This window comes from Paenibacillus sp. FSL E2-0178, assembly GCF_038593005.1.
Classification (GTDB): domain Bacteria; phylum Bacillota; class Bacilli; order Paenibacillales; family Paenibacillaceae; genus Paenibacillus_AQ; species Paenibacillus_AQ phytohabitans.
The window spans coordinates 2,492,124-2,511,391 of sequence record NZ_CP151953.1 but is presented as its reverse complement, the minus strand read 5'-3'; the positions used below and the strand labels follow the sequence as shown (position 1 = coordinate 2,511,391).

Sequence of the window (19,268 nt, the reverse complement as noted above, 5' to 3'; positions counted from 1 at the left end):
AACGTGTGGACTCTATGGATCAATTGCAGCTACTGGCTTCCTGGATCAAAGACAGCGGGAATATTGTTTTTTTCGGCGGCGCCGGAACCTCAACGGAGAGCGGCATACCGGATTTCCGTTCGGCGGCCGGTCTATACCAGACTCAGCACAACTCTCCTTATCCGCCTGAAGTGATGCTGAGCCGCAGCTTTTTCATGTCCTCGCCGGACATTTTTTTTGATTTCTACCGCAGCAAGATGATTCATCCGGAGGCGAAGCCGAACGGAGCCCACCGGCTGCTGGCTGAACTTGAAGCCAAAGGCAAGCTGAAGGCAGTCATTACACAGAATATCGACGGTCTGCACCAGCTGGCGGGAAGCCGCCGGGTGCTGGAGCTGCACGGCTCGATTCACCGCAATCACTGCATGGATTGCAATACCTATTACGGTCTGGAGCAGATTCTGGAGCAGACGGCTGCTGTACCGCTGTGCCCGGAGTGCGGCGGCATCATTAAGCCGGATGTGGTGCTCTATGAGGAAGCGCTTGATCACGATGTACTGGTCGACGCAGTGGCGGCGATTGCGGCAGCGGATCTGCTGATTATTGGCGGAACTTCACTTACCGTCCAACCGGCGGCGAGTCTGATCACCTATTTCCGCGGAATGCAAACGGTACTGCTTAACGGCGATCCGACCCCGTATGACCACCAGGCAGATCTGATTATTACCGACCGGATCGGCGATGTGATGGGCAGGATACAGGGGCTGCTCGGGTGAGGATTCATGCTTTTCCCCTTGAGAAGATTATAAAGTCTGTCGGGAGTTTAAATTAGGGTAATGAATCAACTGAGGAAACGAGAGGCAGGGATAAGCAATGGTATATGTGGCTAACGATGAACGGTATGAAGTCATGCGTTACAACCGCACTGGCAGGTCGGGCCTCAAGCTTCCGGCAATTTCACTGGGCCTGTGGCATAATTTCGGCGGCATCGACACTTATGAGAATGGCCGCGAGATGATCACCCGCTCTTTCGATCTCGGAATTACCCATTTCGATCTGGCTAACAATTATGGCCCTCCGGCAGGCTCGGCAGAGGAACTGTTCGGCAAAGTTCTTGCCCGTGATCTCGCTCCGTACCGTGACGAGCTGGTAATCTCCACCAAGGCGGGATATTATATGTGGCCCGGCCCTTACGGCGACTGGGGTTCACGCAAATATATACTGTCCAGCCTGGACCAGAGCCTGAAACGGCTGGGACTGGACTATGTGGATATTTTCTATTCCCACCGTCCGGACCCGGAAACACCAATGGAAGAAACGATGGGAGCACTGGATCATGCCGTGCGTTCAGGCAAAGCGCTCTACATCGGCTTGTCCAACTACACGGCTGAGCAGACGGAGCAGGCAATTGGCATCCTGAAGGAGCTCGGAACACCGCTTCTGATTCATCAGCCGCGGTATTCCATGCTCGACCGCTGGATCGAAGGCGGGCTGCAGGATGTGCTGGAGGAGCATGGCGTCGGCAGTATCGCCTTTACCCCGCTGGCTCAGGGTCTGCTGACCAGTAAATACCTGAACGGCATTCCCGGAGATTCCCGGGCCGCCGGGCCATCCGCCTTCCTGAACGAGAGCCGGATTACGCCGGAGGTGCTGCGCAAGATTCACGCGCTCAACCAGATGGCGGTAGCGCGCGGCCAGAGCCTGGCCCAGTTCGCGCTCCTCTGGACGCTGCGCGGCGGCAAGGTAACCTCGGCGCTGATCGGCGCCAGCCGGGTAAGCCAGATCGAGGAGAATATTGCCGCTCTGGCGTATGGCGATTTCTCGCAGGAAGAGCTGGAACGGATCGAGACGATCCTTGGAACAGAGGATGAAGCCTGAGTAATCTATAGAATTGACAAGAAACAGCCCGCTTCCGGAACAGGAAACGGGCTGTTGGCTTAAGCGGAGTTCTGATAGAACGCCGGATGTTCTCCTGAGCCTATTTCTCCCCGGGATTGGCAGTTGCCTGCCGGTAAGTGCTGGGGGACTGGGCACAAAAGCGTTTGAACTGCCGGGAGAAGTACAGGGCATCGGTCAGGCCGACAGAGGCTGCGACCTGCTCTACCGACAGCTCAGGGCGTTCGCGCAGCAGCTGGCGGGACTTCTCAATGCGCAGCTTCAGCAGATAGGTCACCGGCGAGAGGCCGGTCTCCTGCTTGAAGATGCGCGACAGATAAGCGCGGTTATAGCCCAGGCTGCCGCACATCTGTTCAATGGAGACCGGATGGGCATATTGGGATGTCATATAGTTGATCATTTGCTTCACTGTGCGTTTGACCTGCGACTCCGCCCCGGGCGACCTTAAGGAGGAGATGAGCAGACCGGATGCTTCGCCGACGATCAGGTAAAGATAGCCGAGCGAGGTCAAGTGCGCACTCTCTTTGCCCGCATAGAAGGCGGACATCATCCCGGCGAGTGCGCCCGGGATCACACTGCCTTCAGCCGAGGTCAGGACCGGCTTCTCCGGGGAGAAGCCGGCCTGCAAGGCGAGCTGCTCCGCCTCCGTTCCGGTGAAGGCAGCCCAGCGGTACCGCCAGGGCTGCTGCTGATCCGAGATGTAGCTCACCAGCTGGGCCGGATGGATCAGGAAGCAGTCTCCCGTTCCCAGTTCATATTTGCGCTGCTCGGTCCGGAAGACACCGGAGCCGGACTCGATGTAGTGAAGCAGATAATAATCGTAGATCTTGGGGCCGGCCTGATGCAGCGGAAGCGTCTGGCTCTCCCCGGCGAACAGCACATGCAGAGGCTGCTGATCGAAATACACGGGATTTGATCCTACGGAATAGGTATGTTCCAACGGCCATCCGCCTTTCTTGAATATAACGCTATCATAGCTTAGCATGAGGGGAAGCGCAGAAATGAATCTTTATCTCCAGTATATCCTCCCGGCGGCTGGAAGTCACATTTGTCCATGTATTGCACACATGATTGCATTATCAGGGCAAGTCTGATTTTATTATAATGTAAGCATGAAGGAAGCAAGTTGCAAGCCCAAGCACAAGCAGCGAAAGGATGGAGTGGCAATAATGAGTGTACAGGAACTTAACAGTAAATTTATCGAGAAATACGGGGAGAGCAGCGAAGAGGCGCGGGTATTCTACGCACCGGGCCGTGTGAATCTCATCGGAGAGCATCTGGACTACAACGGCGGGTACGTGTTCCCGGCAGCACTGGACTTCGGAACTACCCTTATCGTGCGTCCGCGTACAGACGGCAAGGTTCAATTTGCATCAACGAATTTCCCTTATGAAGCCTCTATTAACTACAGCGAAATCGGCAAAGCCAAAACCGGCGAGTGGGTTGACTATCCGGTGGGTGTTATGGTCGAGTTGGCCAAGAAGGATCTTCCGGTATCCGGAGGGTATGACCTCTTGTTCCACGGAGAGATTCCGAACGGCTCGGGCTTGTCCTCTTCCGCTTCCATCGAGGTAGTAACAGGTTATGCCTTCCTGACGCTGCTTGGCGGAGACACGGATACTGTAGAGATCGCCCTGCTGTCCCAGCGTGCGGAGAACCAGTATGTCGGCGTAAACTCCGGCATCATGGACCAGTTCGCTGTCGCCAACGGCAAACGCGATCAGGCCATCCTGCTGATGTGCGACACCCTGGAATACAGCCTGGTTCCTTTTGTGACAGGCAGCTACAAGCTGGTTATCGGCAATACGAACAAGAAGCGCGGCCTTGTGGACTCCAAGTACAATGAGCGCCGCAGCCAATGCGAGGAGGCTTTGGCTATTTTGAAGCAAGAGGTGCCAACCCTGTCCTACCTGGCCGAGCTTAAACCTGAACAATTCGAGCTTCATCAGCATAAAATCACCGACGAAACCGTCAGACGCCGCGCCCGCCATGTGGTGGAAGAGAACCAGCGTGTGCTCGATTCGGTTGAAGTGCTCAAGAACAATGACCTGAAGCAATTCGGACTCTATATGAACGACTCCCATGTCTCCCTGCGTGACCTGTATGAAGTCAGCTGCGAAGAGCTGGACATCATGGTTGAAGAAGCACAGCGTATTCCGGGAACACTCGGCTCGCGTATGACAGGTGCCGGATTCGGCGGATGTACAGTATCTCTGGTACATGAGGATGATGTGGAACGTTTCATTGCCGAAGTCGGCGAAGCTTACAAGAAGAGATCCGGTCTGACGGGCGAGTTCTATGTATGCACGATCGGCAACGGCGTTGAAGAACTGAAAGGAGTGAAGTAAGATGGCGATTCTGGTAACGGGCGGAGCAGGATATATCGGTTCCCACACAGTGGCGGAGCTGCTGGACCGGGGCGAAGAGGTTGTAGTTATCGACAATCTGCTGACAGGGCACCGCGAGGCGCTGCTGGGCGGCAAGCTGTATGAGGGAGACCTGCGCGACAAGGCACTGCTGGCCAAGCTTTTCTCCGAGAACAAGATTGAAGCGGTAATCCATTTCGCAGCGAGTTCCCTGGTGGGCGAGAGCATGAAGGATCCGGTAAAATATTACGACAACAACGTGTATGGTACACAATGTCTTCTCGAAGCGATGCAGCATGCCGGAGTGGATAAAATCGTCTTCTCCTCCACAGCCGCGACCTACGGCGAACCGGAAAAGGTGCCGATTGAAGAAACGGACCGCACTGAACCTGCGAATGTGTACGGGGAGACCAAGCTGACCATGGAACGCATGATGGCCTGGTTCGACAAGGTACTCGGCATCAAATACGTAGCGCTGCGCTACTTCAATGCTGCAGGTGCACATGCCAGCGGCAAAATCGGCGAAGACCACCGTCCGGAGAGCCACCTGATTCCGCTGGTGCTCCAGGCTGCACTTAAGCAGCGGGAGAACATCGCGGTCTTCGGCGAAGACTACCCGACAGAAGACGGAACCTGCGTACGCGACTATATCCATGTCAGCGATCTGGCGGATGCGCATGTCCGTGCGGTAACCTACCTGCGCAGCGGCAGTGCAAGCAATATTTTCAACCTGGGCAATGGCCTGGGCTTCTCCGTCAAGCAGGTGATTGAAACTGCGAAGAAGGTCACCGGCCTGGACATTCCGGTTGTAATCCAGGAGCGCCGCGCCGGTGATCCGGCGGTACTGGTCGCTTCTTCGGCCAAAGCCCGGACGATCCTGGGCTGGGACCCGCAGCATGCCGATCTGGAAGGCATCATCCAAAGCGCCTGGAACTGGCATTCCGCGAATCCGGAAGGGTACGGCGGCTAAGCCTGCCAATGTACTTGTTGTGAATAGTACGGAAGCCTGGCTTGAAGAATAAGCAATTTAGGTTGCAGCAAATAAGGAGAATTGAAATGCAGAACGATAATATTACGGCTGCAGCCTCTGAGAAGGCATTGTATGCGATTGAACAGCTGGTCCTGTTCGCGCAGCACAAGGAGCTGATTCAGCCGGCTGACGTTGATTACAGCCGCAATGAACTGCTGGACCAGTTCGGCTTCAGTGAGCCGTATGCCGGTGAATTCACTGAAGGTCCGCTTGAGAGTCCGCAGGCCCCGCTGGATCAATTGATCGACTACGGATTTGAGACCGGGCTGATTCCGGAGAATACGGACACTTACCGCGATCTGCTGGACGCCAAGATTATGGGCCTTCTGATGGCCCGGCCGTCCGAGGTGAATGCAGAATTTGCAGCGATTCAGGCGGAGCAGGGAATTCAGGCGGCTACTGACCGCTTTTATAAGCTGAGTATTGATTCCAACTATATCCGTATGGACCGGGTGGCCAAGAACGTATATTGGCTTCAGGAATCGCCTTACGGGGATATCGAGATGACGATCAATCTCTCCAAACCGGAGAAAAGTCCGAAGGAAATCGCCATGGCCCGGCTGCTCCCGCCGCCGGTCTATCCGAAATGCCAGCTCTGCCGCGAGAATGTCGGCTATGCCGGACGGGTCAATCATCCACCGCGCCAGAACCTGCGCGTGATTCCGCTTGCAATGAATAATGAGAAGTGGTTCTTCCAGTACTCGCCGTATGTGTATTATAACGAGCATTGTATCGTGTTCCACCATGATCATGTGCCGATGAAGCTGACGAAGGATACGCTGAAGCGTCTGCTTAGCTTTGTTGAATCCTTCCCGCATTATTTCATCGGCTCGAATGCCGATCTGCCGATTGTCGGCGGCTCCATTCTGACCCATGATCACTTCCAGGGCGGACGCCACACCTTCCCCATCCAGAAGGCACCCAAAGAGGATAGCTTCACCCATGCTGCATATCCAGGCGTTAGCCTAAGCATTGTGAAATGGCCGATGTCTGTGCTGCGGATGCACGGGGCAGATCCTGCCGTGCTGCTGGAAGCCGGCAACAGTATCTATGAGGCCTGGAAGACTTACAGCGATCCGTCAGCTGATGTCCTGGCCTTCAGTGAAGAGGCCGGGGAGAGCGTGCCGCATAACACAGTTACACCTATTGTCCGCCGGGCAGAAGACGGCGGCTATGAGATGGATCTGGTGCTGCGTAACAACCGGACCAGCGAAGAATATCCCGAAGGGATTTTCCACCCGCACCGGGAAATGCACCACATCAAGAAGGAGAACATCGGCCTGATCGAGGTTATGGGCCTGGCGATTCTGCCGGGGCGCCTCAAGGAAGAGCTCGATGCTGTCGCTGGCGTTCTGGCCGGAGACACCGCACTGCTTGAAGCGGTCCAGAGCCAAGGTGCTGATCATCCGCTTGCGCTGCATGCCTCCTGGATCGCGGAGCTGGCCGGCCGTTTCGGCACCTCCCTGAGCCGCGAGGAAGCGGTGAAGACGGTGCAGAACGAGGTAGGCACCAAGTTCACGCATATTTTGGAGCATGCGGGAGTCTACAAACGCACACCGGAAGGCCAGGCGGCATTCCGCCGGTTCGTGAACAGCAGCGGGTTTAACTAAGACCCCTGTGTCTTGTAAATGAGATGTCCCTGCCGGAGTGTCGGCGGGGGCATTTTTTGTTGCGCGGGAAACTATACAATGCAATGATGTGTCCGCCGGAAGTGGGCAACGGGAGGAAATGAGGGGCAGAAGTGCCCCTGAATCCGCCGAAAGTGGGCAGCAAGCGAAAATGAGGGGCAGAAGTGCCCCTGATTTCGCCGAAAGCGGGCGGCAAGAGGAAATGAGGGGCAGAAGTGCCCCTGAATCCGCCGAAATTGGGCGGCAAGAGGAAAAGAGGGGCAGAAGTGCCCCTGATTTCGCTGAAAGCGGGCGACAAGCGGAAAAGAGGGGCAGAAGTGCCCCTGAACCCGCCGAAAGCGGGCGACAAGCGAAAATGAGGGGCAGAAGTGCCCCTGAATCCGCCGAAAGCGGGCAGCAAGCGAAAATGAGGGGTAGAAGTGCCCCTGATTCCGCCGAAAGCGGGCGACAAGCGGAAATGAAGGGCAGAAGTGCCCCTGAATCCGCCGAAAGCGGGCCGCATGGAGAAATTAAAGGGATAAATCCCTCTGATCCCGCCGAAAGTGGGAGGCACTGGGGAAATTAAAGGGAAAAATCCCTTTAATCCCGCCGAAAGCGGGCGGCAAACGGAAATTAAAGGGATAAATCCCTCTGAATTCGCCGAAAGCGGGCGGCATGAGGGAATTAAAGGGATAAATCCCTCTGATTCCGCCGAAAGTGGGCGGCATGGGGAAATTAAAGGGATAAATCCCTTTGAATTTGTGCTAGGCAGGCGTTAAGGGAACGCCGTGTCTTTTAAACACGATACCGACCTTTTGCCGCTCCTCTGCAGTCATTTGAATGCGGCAAGCCGGAGGTCTATAATATACAAGTGCGTCACATTCATATACTCATGGAGGTTTACCCATATGCGTAAGTTTGAGTTCTATAACCCTACCAAGCTGATTTTTGGACAAGGGACATTGCAGGCACTCCGCACCGAAGTGCCGAAATACGGCAAGAATGTACTGCTGATGTACGGCGGAGGCAGCATCAAGCGCAGCGGCCTGTACGACAATGTAATTGCTGAGCTGAATGCCATCGGAGCTGTAGTTACGGAATTGGCCGGAGTGGAGCCTAACCCGCGCCTGTCCACCGTACATAAAGGCGTGGATTTATGCCGCGAGAACGGGATCGAACTGATCCTCGCCGTCGGCGGCGGCAGTGTGCTGGATTGTGCCAAGGCTGTAGCTGTCGGTGCGAAGTACGATGGGGATATGTGGGACTTCGTGGAGCGCAAAGCGGCGCCTCAGGGAGCTCTTCCGCTGGGCACTGTACTGACTATGGCGGCTACCGGTTCGGAAATGAACAACGGCTCGGTAATTACGAATGAAGTGACCAAGGAGAAAATGGGCTGGGGCAGCGTGCATGCCTATCCGGCATTCTCGATTCTTGATCCTGAGAACACCTTCTCCCTGCCGCGTGACCAGACGGTCTACGGTATGGTGGACATCATGTCCCATACACTGGAGCATTATTTCCACACAGACGGCAATACGCTAGTACAAGACGGCTTCTGTGAAACCCTGCTTCGTACAGTAATCGAGACTGCACCGAAGCTGATCGAAGATCTGAACAACTATGAACTGCGTGAGACCATCATGTACTGCGGCACCATGGCACTGAACGGGATGGTCAGCATGGGCTTTGCCGGAGACTGGGCTACGCACAATATTGAGCATGCCGTATCCGCCGTTTACGATATTCCGCATGGCGGAGGATTGGCGATTCTGTTCCCGCAATGGATGAAATACAACCTCAGCACGAATCCTGCCCGTTTCCGCCAATTGGCGGTGAACGTATTCGGGATTGATCCGGCGGGCAGAAGCGATGAGGAAGTCGGTCTGGAAGGCATCGAGGCGCTTCGCAGCTTCTGGGATTCCATTGGAGCTCCCAAGACGCTTGGCGATTATGACATCGATGACAGCGAAATCGGCAATATGGCTGACAAGGCTGTCCGTTTCGGCCCGTTCGGCAACTTCCGTAAGCTGCAGCGTGAGGATGTTGTAGAGATTTACAAGCTGGCTCTGTAAGCTGCATTTACAAGCAGTTGACTTTGTAAGCCGGCCTTGCAAGGCAGCTGGATAGACATACCGGCAATGGTTAACCCTATATGCTGCTCCCAAAGATCAGCCGCTCCCGTTCACCGGGAGCGGCTTTTTAACATGGAAATCCCTTAATGTTCTCTCTCCAGAGATACAATAATGAGATTAATACCCAACTTTGTGAAACCAAGGACATGGTTTCTGCGTTTAAACTAGTATGACAGTCCGGAAGTAAAGACGGGAGGAGAACAATATGCAAACGCTGTATTTGGGCTGTTTGGCGCTGGGCATTATTTTTGCCGTAGTCAGTGTACTTGTAGGCGACCTGATCGGAGGCGCTCTGCACGGGGTTTTTGACTTCGTATCTTTTGATTTCGTCAATCCTGCCATCTTGGCAGGCGGAGTAACGGTGTTCGGCGGAGCGGGGGTGCTGCTTAGCCGCTACAGCGGACTGGAAGATGGCGCAATTCTTGCCTTGTCCCTGCTGATTGCGGCTTTTATGGGAGTGGTGCTGCATCTTGTTGTAGTGAAGCCAATGAGGAACAGCGAAATGTCGAACGGGTTCTCCATGAACGATCTGCCGGGAAGAATCGGTGAGGTTATGGTTCCGGTTCCTGCATCAGGCTATGGTGAGATTATGGTGAAATTCGGTGCAGGCAACAGTCTGCATACCGCAGCCAGCTTCGAACAGCATCCGCTGCCGGCCGGCATTAAAGTTGTGGTGGTAGAGGTCCGGGAGGGCGTAGCCCTTGTGTCAGAATTCGAAGACAGAAGAGGAGTGGATTCTTAATGTTCGGTATTCCTGATTTTTTGTTTATTCCCGCAGTCGTTGTGGCTGTATTATTTGTACTAGGGATTGCATTCTGGGCCCGTTACAAAACGGTAGGACCTGATGAAGGTATGATCGTCACCGGTTCCTTCCTGGGCAGCAATCATATCTCAGATGACGGCTCCGGCCGCAAAATCAAAATCGTCCGCGGCGGCGGTGCATTCATCCTGCCGGTCTTCCAGAAGGCCGAGTTCATGTCACTGCTCTCCCACAAGCTAGACGTGACGACCCCGGAGGTCTACACGGAGCAGGGCGTTCCGGTCATTGCCGATGGAGTGGCGATCATCAAGGTGGGCAGTTCCACCGAGGATGTGGCGACGGCAGCCGAGCAGTTCATGGGCAAGCCGATTGAAGCGCTGAAGAGCGAAGCCCAGGAAGTGCTCGAAGGCCATCTGCGGGCGATTCTTGGCTCGATGACCGTTGAAGAGGTCTACCGCAACCGGGACCGTTTCGCCCAGGAGGTTCAAGGCGTTGCGGCCCGTGATTTGAAGAAAATGGGGCTGCAGATCGTCTCGTTCACCATTAAGGATGTGCGTGACAAGCACGGCTATCTGGAAGCGCTGGGTAAACCGCGGATTGCCGCAGTGAAGCGGGATGCGGAGATTGCGGAAGCCGAGGCTGTGCGGGACGCGCGGATTCAGAAGGCCAATGCTGAAGAGCAGGGGCAGAAGGCAGAACTGCTGCGTGATACCAACATCGCTGAAGCCTCGAAGGAGAACCAGCTGAAGGTAGCGGCGTTCAAACGCGATCAGGATACCGCCAAAGCGGAAGCGGACCAGGCGTACCATATTCAGGAGGCGCGGGCCAAGCAGACGGTGGTTGAAGAGCAGATGAAGGTCGAGCTGGTCCGCAAGGAACGCGAAATTGATCTGCAGACCAAGGAAATCCAGGTTCGCGAGAAGCAGTATGATGCGGAAGTGAAGAAGAAGGCGGAAGCGGACCGTTATGCGGTGGAGCAGGCGGCGGAAGCCGACAAGGCCAAGCGGATGCGCGAAGCCGATGCGCTGCAGTACAGTATTGAGACTCAGGCTAAAGCAACCTCCGAGCAGAAACGTCTGGAAGGGCAAGCGGTTGCCGATGCCGAGCTGGCCAAGGGTAAAGCGGAAGCGGAAGTTATCCGCCTGCGCGGTCTGGCCGAAGCGGAAGCCAAAGAGAAGCTGGCGGAAGCCTTCCAGAAGTTCGGCGAAGCGGCGGTACTCGATATTATCGTCAAAATGCTGCCGGAGCTGGCCGGAAAGATCGCCGAGCCGCTGGCTTCTATCGATAAGCTGACTGTGGTGGATACCGGCAACGGGGAAGGTGCGGCCCGGGTCAGCAATTATGTGACCCAGCTGATGGCGACAGCCCCCGAGATGCTGAAAAGCGTGTCCGGCATTGATGTCGAAGCGCTGATCAAAGGGCTGACCAAGACTAAGGGCAAGCCGGAGCTGGCGGCAGCTGCCGAGCATGCCGCAGTACCAGTCACTGCCCTCCCAAGCAAACCGAAACCGGCCGTAATACCACCGGCCGCCCCGGTTGAACAACCAGAGGAATAATAGCGTATCACCGAGGTATGGCCGGCAGGTTTAACCGCCTGTCATACCTTTTTTATAGAATTACGGCGATAGGAAACGGAGGTGCAGGCATGGAGCTCATTTTGGATAATATACGCAAGAGCTTTGACGGTAAGGAAGTGCTGAAGGGAATTGACTTCACCTTCGAGCAAGGCAAGATTTACGGGCTCCTGGGACGCAACGGTGCCGGCAAAACCTCACTGTTCAACTGCCTCAGCGGTGAGATACGCATGGACAGCGGCGGGGCTTTCCTGCGGCGGGAGGAAGTGAGTCTTCCGCTTCGCGAAGAGGAGATCGGCTACGTCTTTTCCCTGCCGATTCTGCCGGATTTCTTAACGGGTTATGAGTTCGTGAAGTTCTACATGGATATCAACAAGGATAAAATTGAACCGGGCAGAAGTATCGAAGAGTATTTTGATATCATCCGTTTTGAGGAGGAGGACCGCCACCGCCTGATCAAAGGCTACTCCCACGGGATGAAGAACAAAATCCAGATGCTCTGCTTCATCATTTCCCGGCCGCCGCTAATTCTGCTGGATGAGCCGCTGACCTCCTTTGATGTAGTGGTGGCGCTGGAGATCAAGAAGCTGCTGCGTGAGATGAAGCAGAAGCATATTATTATTTTCTCCACCCATATTCTGCAGCTGGCTGCCGATCTCTGTGATGAGCTGGTGATTCTGAATAATGGCTCACTCCGTGAGATTCCCGCGGAAACGCTGCGCAGTCCGGAATTCGAGGAGCAGATTATCGCGCTGCTGAAGGATGGAGACCATGATTAGCACGCTGAAGGCGATCATGGAGATTCGCGGGATGTCCGGCGCTAACCGGCTGATGTTCTATTTCAGAAAAATCCCCGTTATCGGCGAGCTGTTACCGGCCTCGGCCTATGCCGAGACGTCGCTTAAGCGGACTTTATCGGTAATTGTCTATATCCTCAAAGCCATCTGGGCTTTCTTGTCCAAGTTTGCCTATTTGGGGCTTATGGTCTATTTGCCCGTCAAGCTTGCAGGCAGTGAATTAACATTAACGCTTTCAGCACAATATCAGCTGTACCTTCAGGTCCTGCTCTGTTTAAGCTTTCTGGTCGCTGCAGTTTCCAGCGCGGTTATTCTGGAGCCCAAACGGGACAAGTATATCTTCGTTAAGCTGATGAGGCTCCCCGCGGAGAGATATATGCGTGTTACGCTGACGCTGCGCGGGATCAGCTTTGCGGTTACGTTTATCCCGGCGATGATGGTCTTCGGGAATCTTCTGGGGGCTCCGCTGTGGCAGGGAGGTGTTCTTGCTCTGCTGCTGACCTTCTGGCGTATTGCCTGCGAGGCCCTGCATTTGTGGGTTTTTGATAAATACGGCATTGTGGTTGTCAAAAAAACAAGCTGGGTCTGGACCGCCATTGGTGTAGGTTACCTGCTGGCTTATGTACCTCTGCTCACGGGTTTTGCGGTGGTGGACAGTTCCATGTTGTTCAGTCTGCCTCTGGTGCTTGGTGTGACTGTGCTGGGAGCCTTATGTGCGGTCTACATCGCCCGTTATCCGGATTACCGCAATGCAGTGGATGCCGTTACCAAAATTGATGATCCGCTGCTGGATATGGGACGCATGATGAAGGAGGCACGGGTGAAGGATGTCGCAACCCGGGAGCAGCAGTACACGGCGGAGCAGCTGAACCCCGGACAATTCGCAGGCAAAAGCGGGTATGCTTATCTGAATGCGATTTTTTTCTCGCGCCACCGGCGGTTACTCATTCATCCAGTGCAGCGTCGTCTGGTAATTATTGGAGCACTCTTCGCAGCTGCCTTGCTGACGCTGCTGTTCTCGCAAGCAGCTTTTAACAGAATGGCTCATTATCTGATCAGTGCTTTGCCGACCTTTCTGATCCTTATGAATTACACTTCCATCGGTGAACGTGTCTGCAAGGCTATGTTCTACAACTGTGATCTCAGTCTGCTGCGTTACGGGTTCTACCGTGAACAGTCGGCGATCCTGAGCAACTTCCGGATTCGGCTGTTGCGCATCAGCCTGCTTAATCTGATTCCGGCGGCAGCGATCTGCCTGGGAGTGAATCTGCTGATCCTGCTGTCGGGTGAGAGCTGGGGCGCGGCGGATGCGGTTATCTTTTGCGTGACGATTGTGGCACTGTCCCTGTTCTTCTCAGTGCATCATCTGTTCATGTATTACATCTTCCAGCCGTACAGTACCGAGCTGAATGTGAAGAATCCGTTCTTTACAATTGTGAACAGTATCGTGCTGGCAGCCGGTTTTATAGCCATACAGTTCAAGAGCGAGCCAGGGATTTTTGCTTTTATCGTAGTACTCTCTGCTGTTGTCTATATGCTGGCGGCCCTGATATTGGTCTACAAATTCTCAGGCCGGACGTTTCGGGTGAAATGAGACTCCTGGCTCTTTGCCGCACACTTCTAATTTGAGATTCTTGATGTTATGATAGTAGTTCAAGGTTAATTTTCACATGCTGATACGTGTATCGTGCTGCCTTAATAGATCGGGTATTCAGAATTAAAAGAGGTGTCGCATTTGAGCAGCAGCATAACAGTGGCCAAGGTACTCAATAACAACGTTATCATTGCCGAGCATCCCCAGTATGCCGAGGTAGTGGTCATTGGCAAGGGTATCGGCTTCAACCGTAAGACACGGGACCGGATCAACCTCTCTTCTGTGGAAAAAATGTTCATCCTGCGGAGCCAGGAGGAGCAGGAGCAGTATAAGCAGCTTGTGCCCCAGGTGGACGAGAAGCTGATTGAGGTGGTCCAGGAGATTGTACTGCATATTATGCAGAGCAGCCGGCAGGCGCTTAACGAGCATATCCATATCGCGCTCACAGACCATATTTCCTTTGCCATCCGCAGGAGTGAACAGCATATAGCCATACATAATCCTTTTCTGTACGAGACCCGGGAGATCTATCCGGAGGAATACAGGCTGGCCGAATATGCAGTGGACCGGATTAACGAAGCCATGAAGGTTTCACTGCCGCCGGATGAGATCGGATTTGTGGCGCTTCACATTGTCAGTGCACTCAGCAACCGGCATATCTCGGAGGTTAAGCAGCATTCGCAGCTGATCGGGGACATGGTGGGACTGGTGGAGGATAACCTCGAATACCGCATTCCGCGTGATTCCCTGGACTATTCACGTCTGGTGACTCATTTGCGTTTTGTGCTGGAGAGGCTGCGCCGGGGGGAGACTGTACGTGAGACTTCGTCCCTTGACGGGCTGATGAAACGTGAATATCCCGAGATGTACATGCTTGCCTGGAAGCTGACCAAGGTTATCGAACAGCGCGTGCATATCCCGGTATATCCTGCCGAGGTGAGTTATCTGACGATTCATCTGCAGCGTCTTGCCCAGAAGAAGGAAGATGAATCCGGTATGGAACAGCAGGACAGCATTTAGCCTGTTAATTAATGCTTGCAACTTCAAATTATCGGTGCTACAATGATCCCTGTTATTAACAAAACAGAATACAAACGTGTAACTGATACGATCAGGCATGAGTGATTTACAGTATTATGGTTGTCTTGCCCCAACTCGGGGTACTCTAACGTTAGCGTTAGACGACAATCTGTGTGCTGTATTGCTCATGCCTTTTTTGGCTTCTGTTTTGAATGAAATTTAGGATTAGGAAGTGACCTCAATGTTCAAAAAGTTATTCGGCGTTTTGCAGAGAGTCGGTAAAGCGCTAATGCTGCCAGTTGCCATTCTGCCTGCAGCGGGACTGCTGCTCGGAATCGGGAACATGCTAGTTAATCCGGATTTCCTGCAGTATGTGCCGGCACTGGAAAATCATGTAGTTCAAGCTATTGCTACCGTATTGATGAACTCGGGGCAAATTGTATTTGATAATCTCTCCTTGCTGTTCGCAGTCGGCGTAGCCATCGGGCTGGCCGGAGGTGAAGGTGTAGCGGGTCTGGCAGCTATCATCGGATTCCTGGTTATGAACGTAACCATGGGTACGGTTGTTGGCGTCAACGCCTACGTCCTGACCTGGAAAGATTTCGCCTACTCCAGCGTGCTGGGGATTCCTACGTTGCAGACAGGGGTGTTCGGTGGTATCCTGGTGGGGATATTGGCCGCATCCATGTACAAAAGGTTCTTCCGTATAGAGCTGCCGTCCTATCTCGGCTTCTTCGCGGGTAAACGTTTCGTACCGATTATGACTGCGGTAACTTCCCTGATTCTCGGTCTTGCGCTCACACTGGTATGGCCGCCGATCCAGCACGGCCTGAACTATGTATCGCAGAGTATGATCAACACCAACCTGACGCTGTCGGCCTTTATCTTCGGGGTCATCGAGCGTTCCCTGATTCCTTTCGGCCTGCACCATATCTTCTATTCGCCGTTCTGGTATGAATTCGGAAGTTATGTGGACAAGGCAGGAGATCTGGTCCGTGGTGACCAGCGGATCTTCATGCAGCAGCTTCGTGACGGTGTGGATTTCACAGCCGGTACATTTACCACTGGTAAATATCCGTTCATGATGTTCGGACTTCCGGCAGCCGCCCTGGCGATCTATCATGAGTCCAAACCTGAGAACAGACGGGTTGTCGGAAGCTTGATGATTTCCGCAGCGCTGACTTCGTTCCTGACAGGTATTACCGAGCCGCTGGAATTCTCATTCCTGTTCGTGGCTCCGCTGCTGTTCGCTGTACATGCGGTATTTGCAGGTCTTTCCTTCATGACCATGCACATCCTTAATGTCAAAATCGGTATGACCTTCTCCGGCGGTTTCATCGACTATGTGCTGTTCGGCGTCATTCCGAACCGTACAGCCTGGTGGCTGGTTATTCCGGTAGGTCTGGTGCTCGCGGTGATTTACTACTTCGGATTCCGCTTCGTGATCCGCAAGTTCAACCTCAAGACTCCGGGCCGCGAAGATGCATCTGACGACGAGGAAGAAATGAGCACAGAGAGCGTATCGAAGTCGGGCGACGATCTGCCGCGCAACATTCTGTCCGCCCTGGGCGGCAAAGAGAATATCACGCATCTGGATGCCTGCATCACCCGTCTTCGTGTTGAAGTCAAGGATAAAGCGGGCGTTGATAAGAACCGGCTGAAGAAGCTGGGTGCTTCTGGAGTTCTGGAAGTGGGTAACAACGTACAGGCGATCTTCGGAACCCGTTCGGACACCATCAAATCGCAGATTCAGGATGTCATGAACGGAAGAACACCGGCTGCTGCTCCCGTAGCGCCGAAGCCGGAGCTTGAGAAGCAGGCCGGCGAGCAGGGTGAGGCTATTATCGCTGAGGATATCGTATCCCCTGTAAACGGTGAGCTGATGGATATTACACTGGTTCCTGATGCGGTCTTCTCGCAAAAAATGACCGGTGACGGCTTTGCCTTCCTGTCCGATGACGGCAAGATTGCTTCGCCGGTATACGGCAAGGTGTTCAATGTCTTCCCGAGCAAGCATGCGATCGGCATTATGTCCGACGGCGGCAAGGAAGTGCTCGTGCATATCGGTGTCAATACCGTTAAGCTTAAGGGCCAGGGCTTCACGGTTCTTGTAGAAGAAGGCGATCTGGTAGCTGCCGGACAGCCGATTATGGAAGTGGATCTGGAGTATGTGAAGGCCAATGCACCTTCGGTCATTTCTCCGGTCATCTTCTCCAACTTGCCTGAAGGCTCTTCTGTCACTTTGAAGAAACCGGGCAAAGTATCCATCGGCGATAAGGATATCATCACCATTCAGTAAAATGTGCAAAGGCGAAGCGCTTCCATTATAATTAAAGGGAGCGCGGCCTTCACCATAAGCAACTATCCTAATTAATAGAAAGCGAGTTGGATATTATTATGCAAACAACTTTCAGAATCATTGACGAAGATGGAATTCACGCACGCCCGGCAACAGCGCTGGTAAATACAGCTACAAAATTCAAAGGCACTGAGGCTTTTGCGGAAGCCAAAGGCAAAAAAGTAACCCTTAAATCCATTTTGGGCGTTCTATCCCTGGGCCTTGAAGCAGGAGATACCCTGACCCTTATTACTGAAGGCAGTGAAGAAGCTGAAGCCCTCAGCGCACTGCAGGAAATCATGGTTAAAGAAGGGCTGGGAGAAGTTCATGAGTAAAATTTCAGGAATCGCGGCTTCCGCAGGTATTGCAGTAGCCCGTGCCTTTATCCTGGAACATCCGGACTATACCATTACCAAAACAGCGGTCACTGATGTGGACGCTGAGCTTGCGAAGCTGACTGACGCCCTGGACAAATCCAGAGGCGAACTGCAGAGCATCAAAGAGCGGACACTGGCAGAGCTCGGTGAGAAGAAAGCAGAGATCTTCGAATCCCATCTGCTGATTCTTGATGATCCTGAGCTGATCACGCCTGTAATGGATAAAATCCGCGAGGAATCGGTTAATGCGGACTATGCCTTGAATGAAGTAGCTAATCAATTCGTGGAAATGTTCCAGAACATGAAGAGCGCGTACCTGCAGGAGCGCGCAGCCGATATGCGTGATGTAACGAAGCGCGTACTGAACCATCTGCTTGGCATTCACTATGTGAGCCCGGCTGAAATCAGTGAAGAGGTTATCGTTATTGCACTCGATCTGACGCCTTCGGATACAGCGCAGCTTAACCGTAATTTCGTAAAGGGCTTCACGACCAATATCGGCGGACGTACTTCCCACTCCGCGATTATGGCCCGTTCCCTGGAAATTCCGGCTGTAGTAGGAACTAAGAACGTATTGTCTCTCGTCAAAGCCGGCGATCTGATCATTGTTGACGGTCTGAACGGCGATGTGCTGATTAACCCTACTGAAGCTGAAGTAGCTGAATACACCGCGAAGCAGGAAGCTTATGATCTGCAGATTGCCGAGTGGAAAAAGCTCCGCGACGAACCAACCGTGTCGGCTGACGGCAAGCATGTAGAGCTGGCTGCCAATATTGGTACACCGAATGATGTAACGGGTGTAATCGAGAACGGCGGCGAAGGCGTAGGCTTGTACCGTACAGAGTTCCTGTATATGGGCCGCGACAAGCTGCCTTCCGAAGAGATTCAATACAATGCCTACCGCAGCGTGCTTGAGAACATGCAAGGCAAGCCGGTAGTTGTGCGTACACTGGATATCGGCGGCGACAAAGAGCTGCCTTATCTGGATCTGCCGAAGGAAATGAACCCGTTCCTCGGCTTCCGTGCCATCCGTCTGTGTCTGGACCGTCAGGATATCTTCCGCACCCAGCTGCGGGCCCTGCTCAGAGCCAGTGCCCACGGTGACCTGCGGATTATGTTCCCGATGATCGCGACTCTTGGCGAATTCCGTGCAGCCCGTGATCTGCTGCTGGAAGAGAAGGTCAAGCTGCGTGAAGAAGGCAAGGAAGTATCCGATAACATCCAGCTGGGTATCATGGTTGAGATTCCTTCGACAGCTGTACTGGCTGACCAGTTCGCCAAAGAAGTGGATTTCTTCAGTATCGGTACCAATGACCTTATCCAATATACAATGGCTGCGGACCGTATGAATGAACGGGTATCCTACTTGTATCAGCCATATAACCCGGCGATTCTCCGTCTGGTCAAAATCGTCATTGATGCAGCACACGCCGAAGGCAAATGGACCGGCATGTGCGGTGAAATGGCCGGCGACGCTACAGCGATTCCGCTGCTGCTCGGCCTTGGCCTGGATGAATTCAGTATGAGTGCAACCTCCATTCTGCCGGCTCGCAGCCAGATTGCCAAGCTGTCTGCTGCTGACATGAAGGAAATGGCTGCCCAGGCGCTGCAGCTCGGCACTGCCGAGGAAGTAGCCGCACTTGTGCAAAGCCGTGTGAATTAATTCGTTTTTGGTTTTCTGTTTGAGGCAATTCCACTTTTCCAACTACTTTAGCCGGTCTCCGTTACAGGAGGCCGGTTTTTTTTGAATTGTGAGCATGCATCCACTTCAGCAAGAACGGAACCGCCCATTCCGGCA

The 19,268-nt window shown here is 53.7% G+C and carries 15 protein-coding genes; 14 read left to right on the top strand and 1 reads right to left on the bottom strand.

Translation table 11 applies throughout. The features are described 5' to 3' along the window. Positions 1 to 14 precede the first annotated feature (14 nt). The gene (locus MHI42_RS11135) at positions 15 to 755 is read left to right on the top strand and encodes an NAD-dependent protein deacylase (RefSeq protein ID WP_342424721.1); all 741 of its coding nucleotides are present in this window, start codon (positions 15 to 17) and stop codon (positions 753 to 755) included. Between the two features lie 97 nt (positions 756 to 852). Next, on the top strand, positions 853 to 1,857 hold the full coding sequence (gene mgrA / locus MHI42_RS11130; protein ID WP_342423792.1) for an L-glyceraldehyde 3-phosphate reductase: 1,005 nt from the start codon (positions 853 to 855) through the stop codon (positions 1,855 to 1,857). Between the two features lie 100 nt (positions 1,858 to 1,957). Here mgrA and MHI42_RS11125 read toward each other — a convergent pair whose 3' ends face one another. Further along, on the bottom strand, positions 1,958 to 2,860 hold the full coding sequence (locus tag MHI42_RS11125) for an AraC family transcriptional regulator (RefSeq protein WP_342423791.1): 903 nt from the start codon (positions 2,858 to 2,860) through the stop codon (positions 1,958 to 1,960). 184 nt (positions 2,861 to 3,044) lie between these two features. Between MHI42_RS11125 and MHI42_RS11120 the strand changes: the two genes are divergently transcribed. The 12 genes from MHI42_RS11120 to ptsP all read left to right on the top strand — a co-directional run bounded on the left by MHI42_RS11120 (position 3,045) and on the right by ptsP (position 19,133). Continuing rightward, complete coding sequence (locus tag MHI42_RS11120) at positions 3,045 to 4,223, top strand: galactokinase (RefSeq protein ID WP_342423790.1); 1,179 nt, start codon at positions 3,045 to 3,047, stop codon at positions 4,221 to 4,223. 1 nt (position 4,224) lies between these two features. Further along, on the top strand, positions 4,225 to 5,211 hold the full coding sequence (gene galE, locus MHI42_RS11115) for a UDP-glucose 4-epimerase GalE (RefSeq protein WP_042135011.1): 987 nt from the start codon (positions 4,225 to 4,227) through the stop codon (positions 5,209 to 5,211). An 86-nt stretch (positions 5,212 to 5,297) separates the two neighbouring features. After that, the gene (locus MHI42_RS11110) at positions 5,298 to 6,881 is read left to right on the top strand and encodes a UDP-glucose--hexose-1-phosphate uridylyltransferase (protein ID WP_342423789.1); all 1,584 of its coding nucleotides are present in this window, start codon (positions 5,298 to 5,300) and stop codon (positions 6,879 to 6,881) included. 905 nt (positions 6,882 to 7,786) lie between these two features. Then, complete coding sequence (locus MHI42_RS11105) at positions 7,787 to 8,950, top strand: iron-containing alcohol dehydrogenase (protein ID WP_042135017.1); 1,164 nt, start codon at positions 7,787 to 7,789, stop codon at positions 8,948 to 8,950. 265 nt (positions 8,951 to 9,215) lie between these two features. Continuing rightward, entirely contained in the window at positions 9,216 to 9,752 is a 537-nt protein-coding gene (locus MHI42_RS11100) for a hypothetical protein (protein WP_042135018.1), read from the top strand. Further along, a complete protein-coding gene (locus tag MHI42_RS11095) occupies positions 9,752 to 11,326 on the top strand; it encodes a flotillin family protein (protein ID WP_342423788.1) in 1,575 nt (524 codons plus the stop codon). Before MHI42_RS11100 ends, MHI42_RS11095 begins: the two co-directional genes overlap by 1 nt. Positions 11,327 to 11,415: 89 nt before the next feature. Beyond that, positions 11,416 to 12,123, top strand: coding sequence for an ABC transporter ATP-binding protein (locus tag MHI42_RS11090; protein ID WP_042234087.1), 708 nt, complete (start codon positions 11,416 to 11,418; stop codon positions 12,121 to 12,123). Next, positions 12,107 to 13,735, top strand: a complete 1,629-nt coding sequence (locus tag MHI42_RS11085; protein WP_342423787.1) for a hypothetical protein — start codon at positions 12,107 to 12,109, stop codon at positions 13,733 to 13,735. The genes MHI42_RS11090 and MHI42_RS11085 overlap by 17 nt, the downstream gene beginning before the upstream one ends. Positions 13,736 to 13,876: 141 nt before the next feature. Then, positions 13,877 to 14,755 carry a PRD domain-containing protein gene (locus MHI42_RS11080; RefSeq protein WP_076242614.1) on the top strand — a complete coding sequence of 293 codons (879 nt, stop codon included), beginning with the start codon at positions 13,877 to 13,879 and terminating at the stop codon, positions 14,753 to 14,755. 241 nt (positions 14,756 to 14,996) lie between these two features. Beyond that, positions 14,997 to 17,054, top strand: coding sequence for a glucose-specific PTS transporter subunit IIBC (ptsG, locus tag MHI42_RS11075; RefSeq protein WP_171718869.1), 2,058 nt, complete (start codon positions 14,997 to 14,999; stop codon positions 17,052 to 17,054). A gap of 98 nt (positions 17,055 to 17,152) precedes the next feature. Further along, positions 17,153 to 17,428, top strand: a complete 276-nt coding sequence (locus MHI42_RS11070) for an HPr family phosphocarrier protein (protein ID WP_039309348.1) — start codon at positions 17,153 to 17,155, stop codon at positions 17,426 to 17,428. Then, entirely contained in the window at positions 17,421 to 19,133 is a 1,713-nt protein-coding gene (gene ptsP, locus MHI42_RS11065; RefSeq protein WP_171718870.1) for a phosphoenolpyruvate--protein phosphotransferase, read from the top strand. Before MHI42_RS11070 ends, ptsP begins: the two co-directional genes overlap by 8 nt. Positions 19,134 to 19,268: the final 135 nt, after the last annotated feature.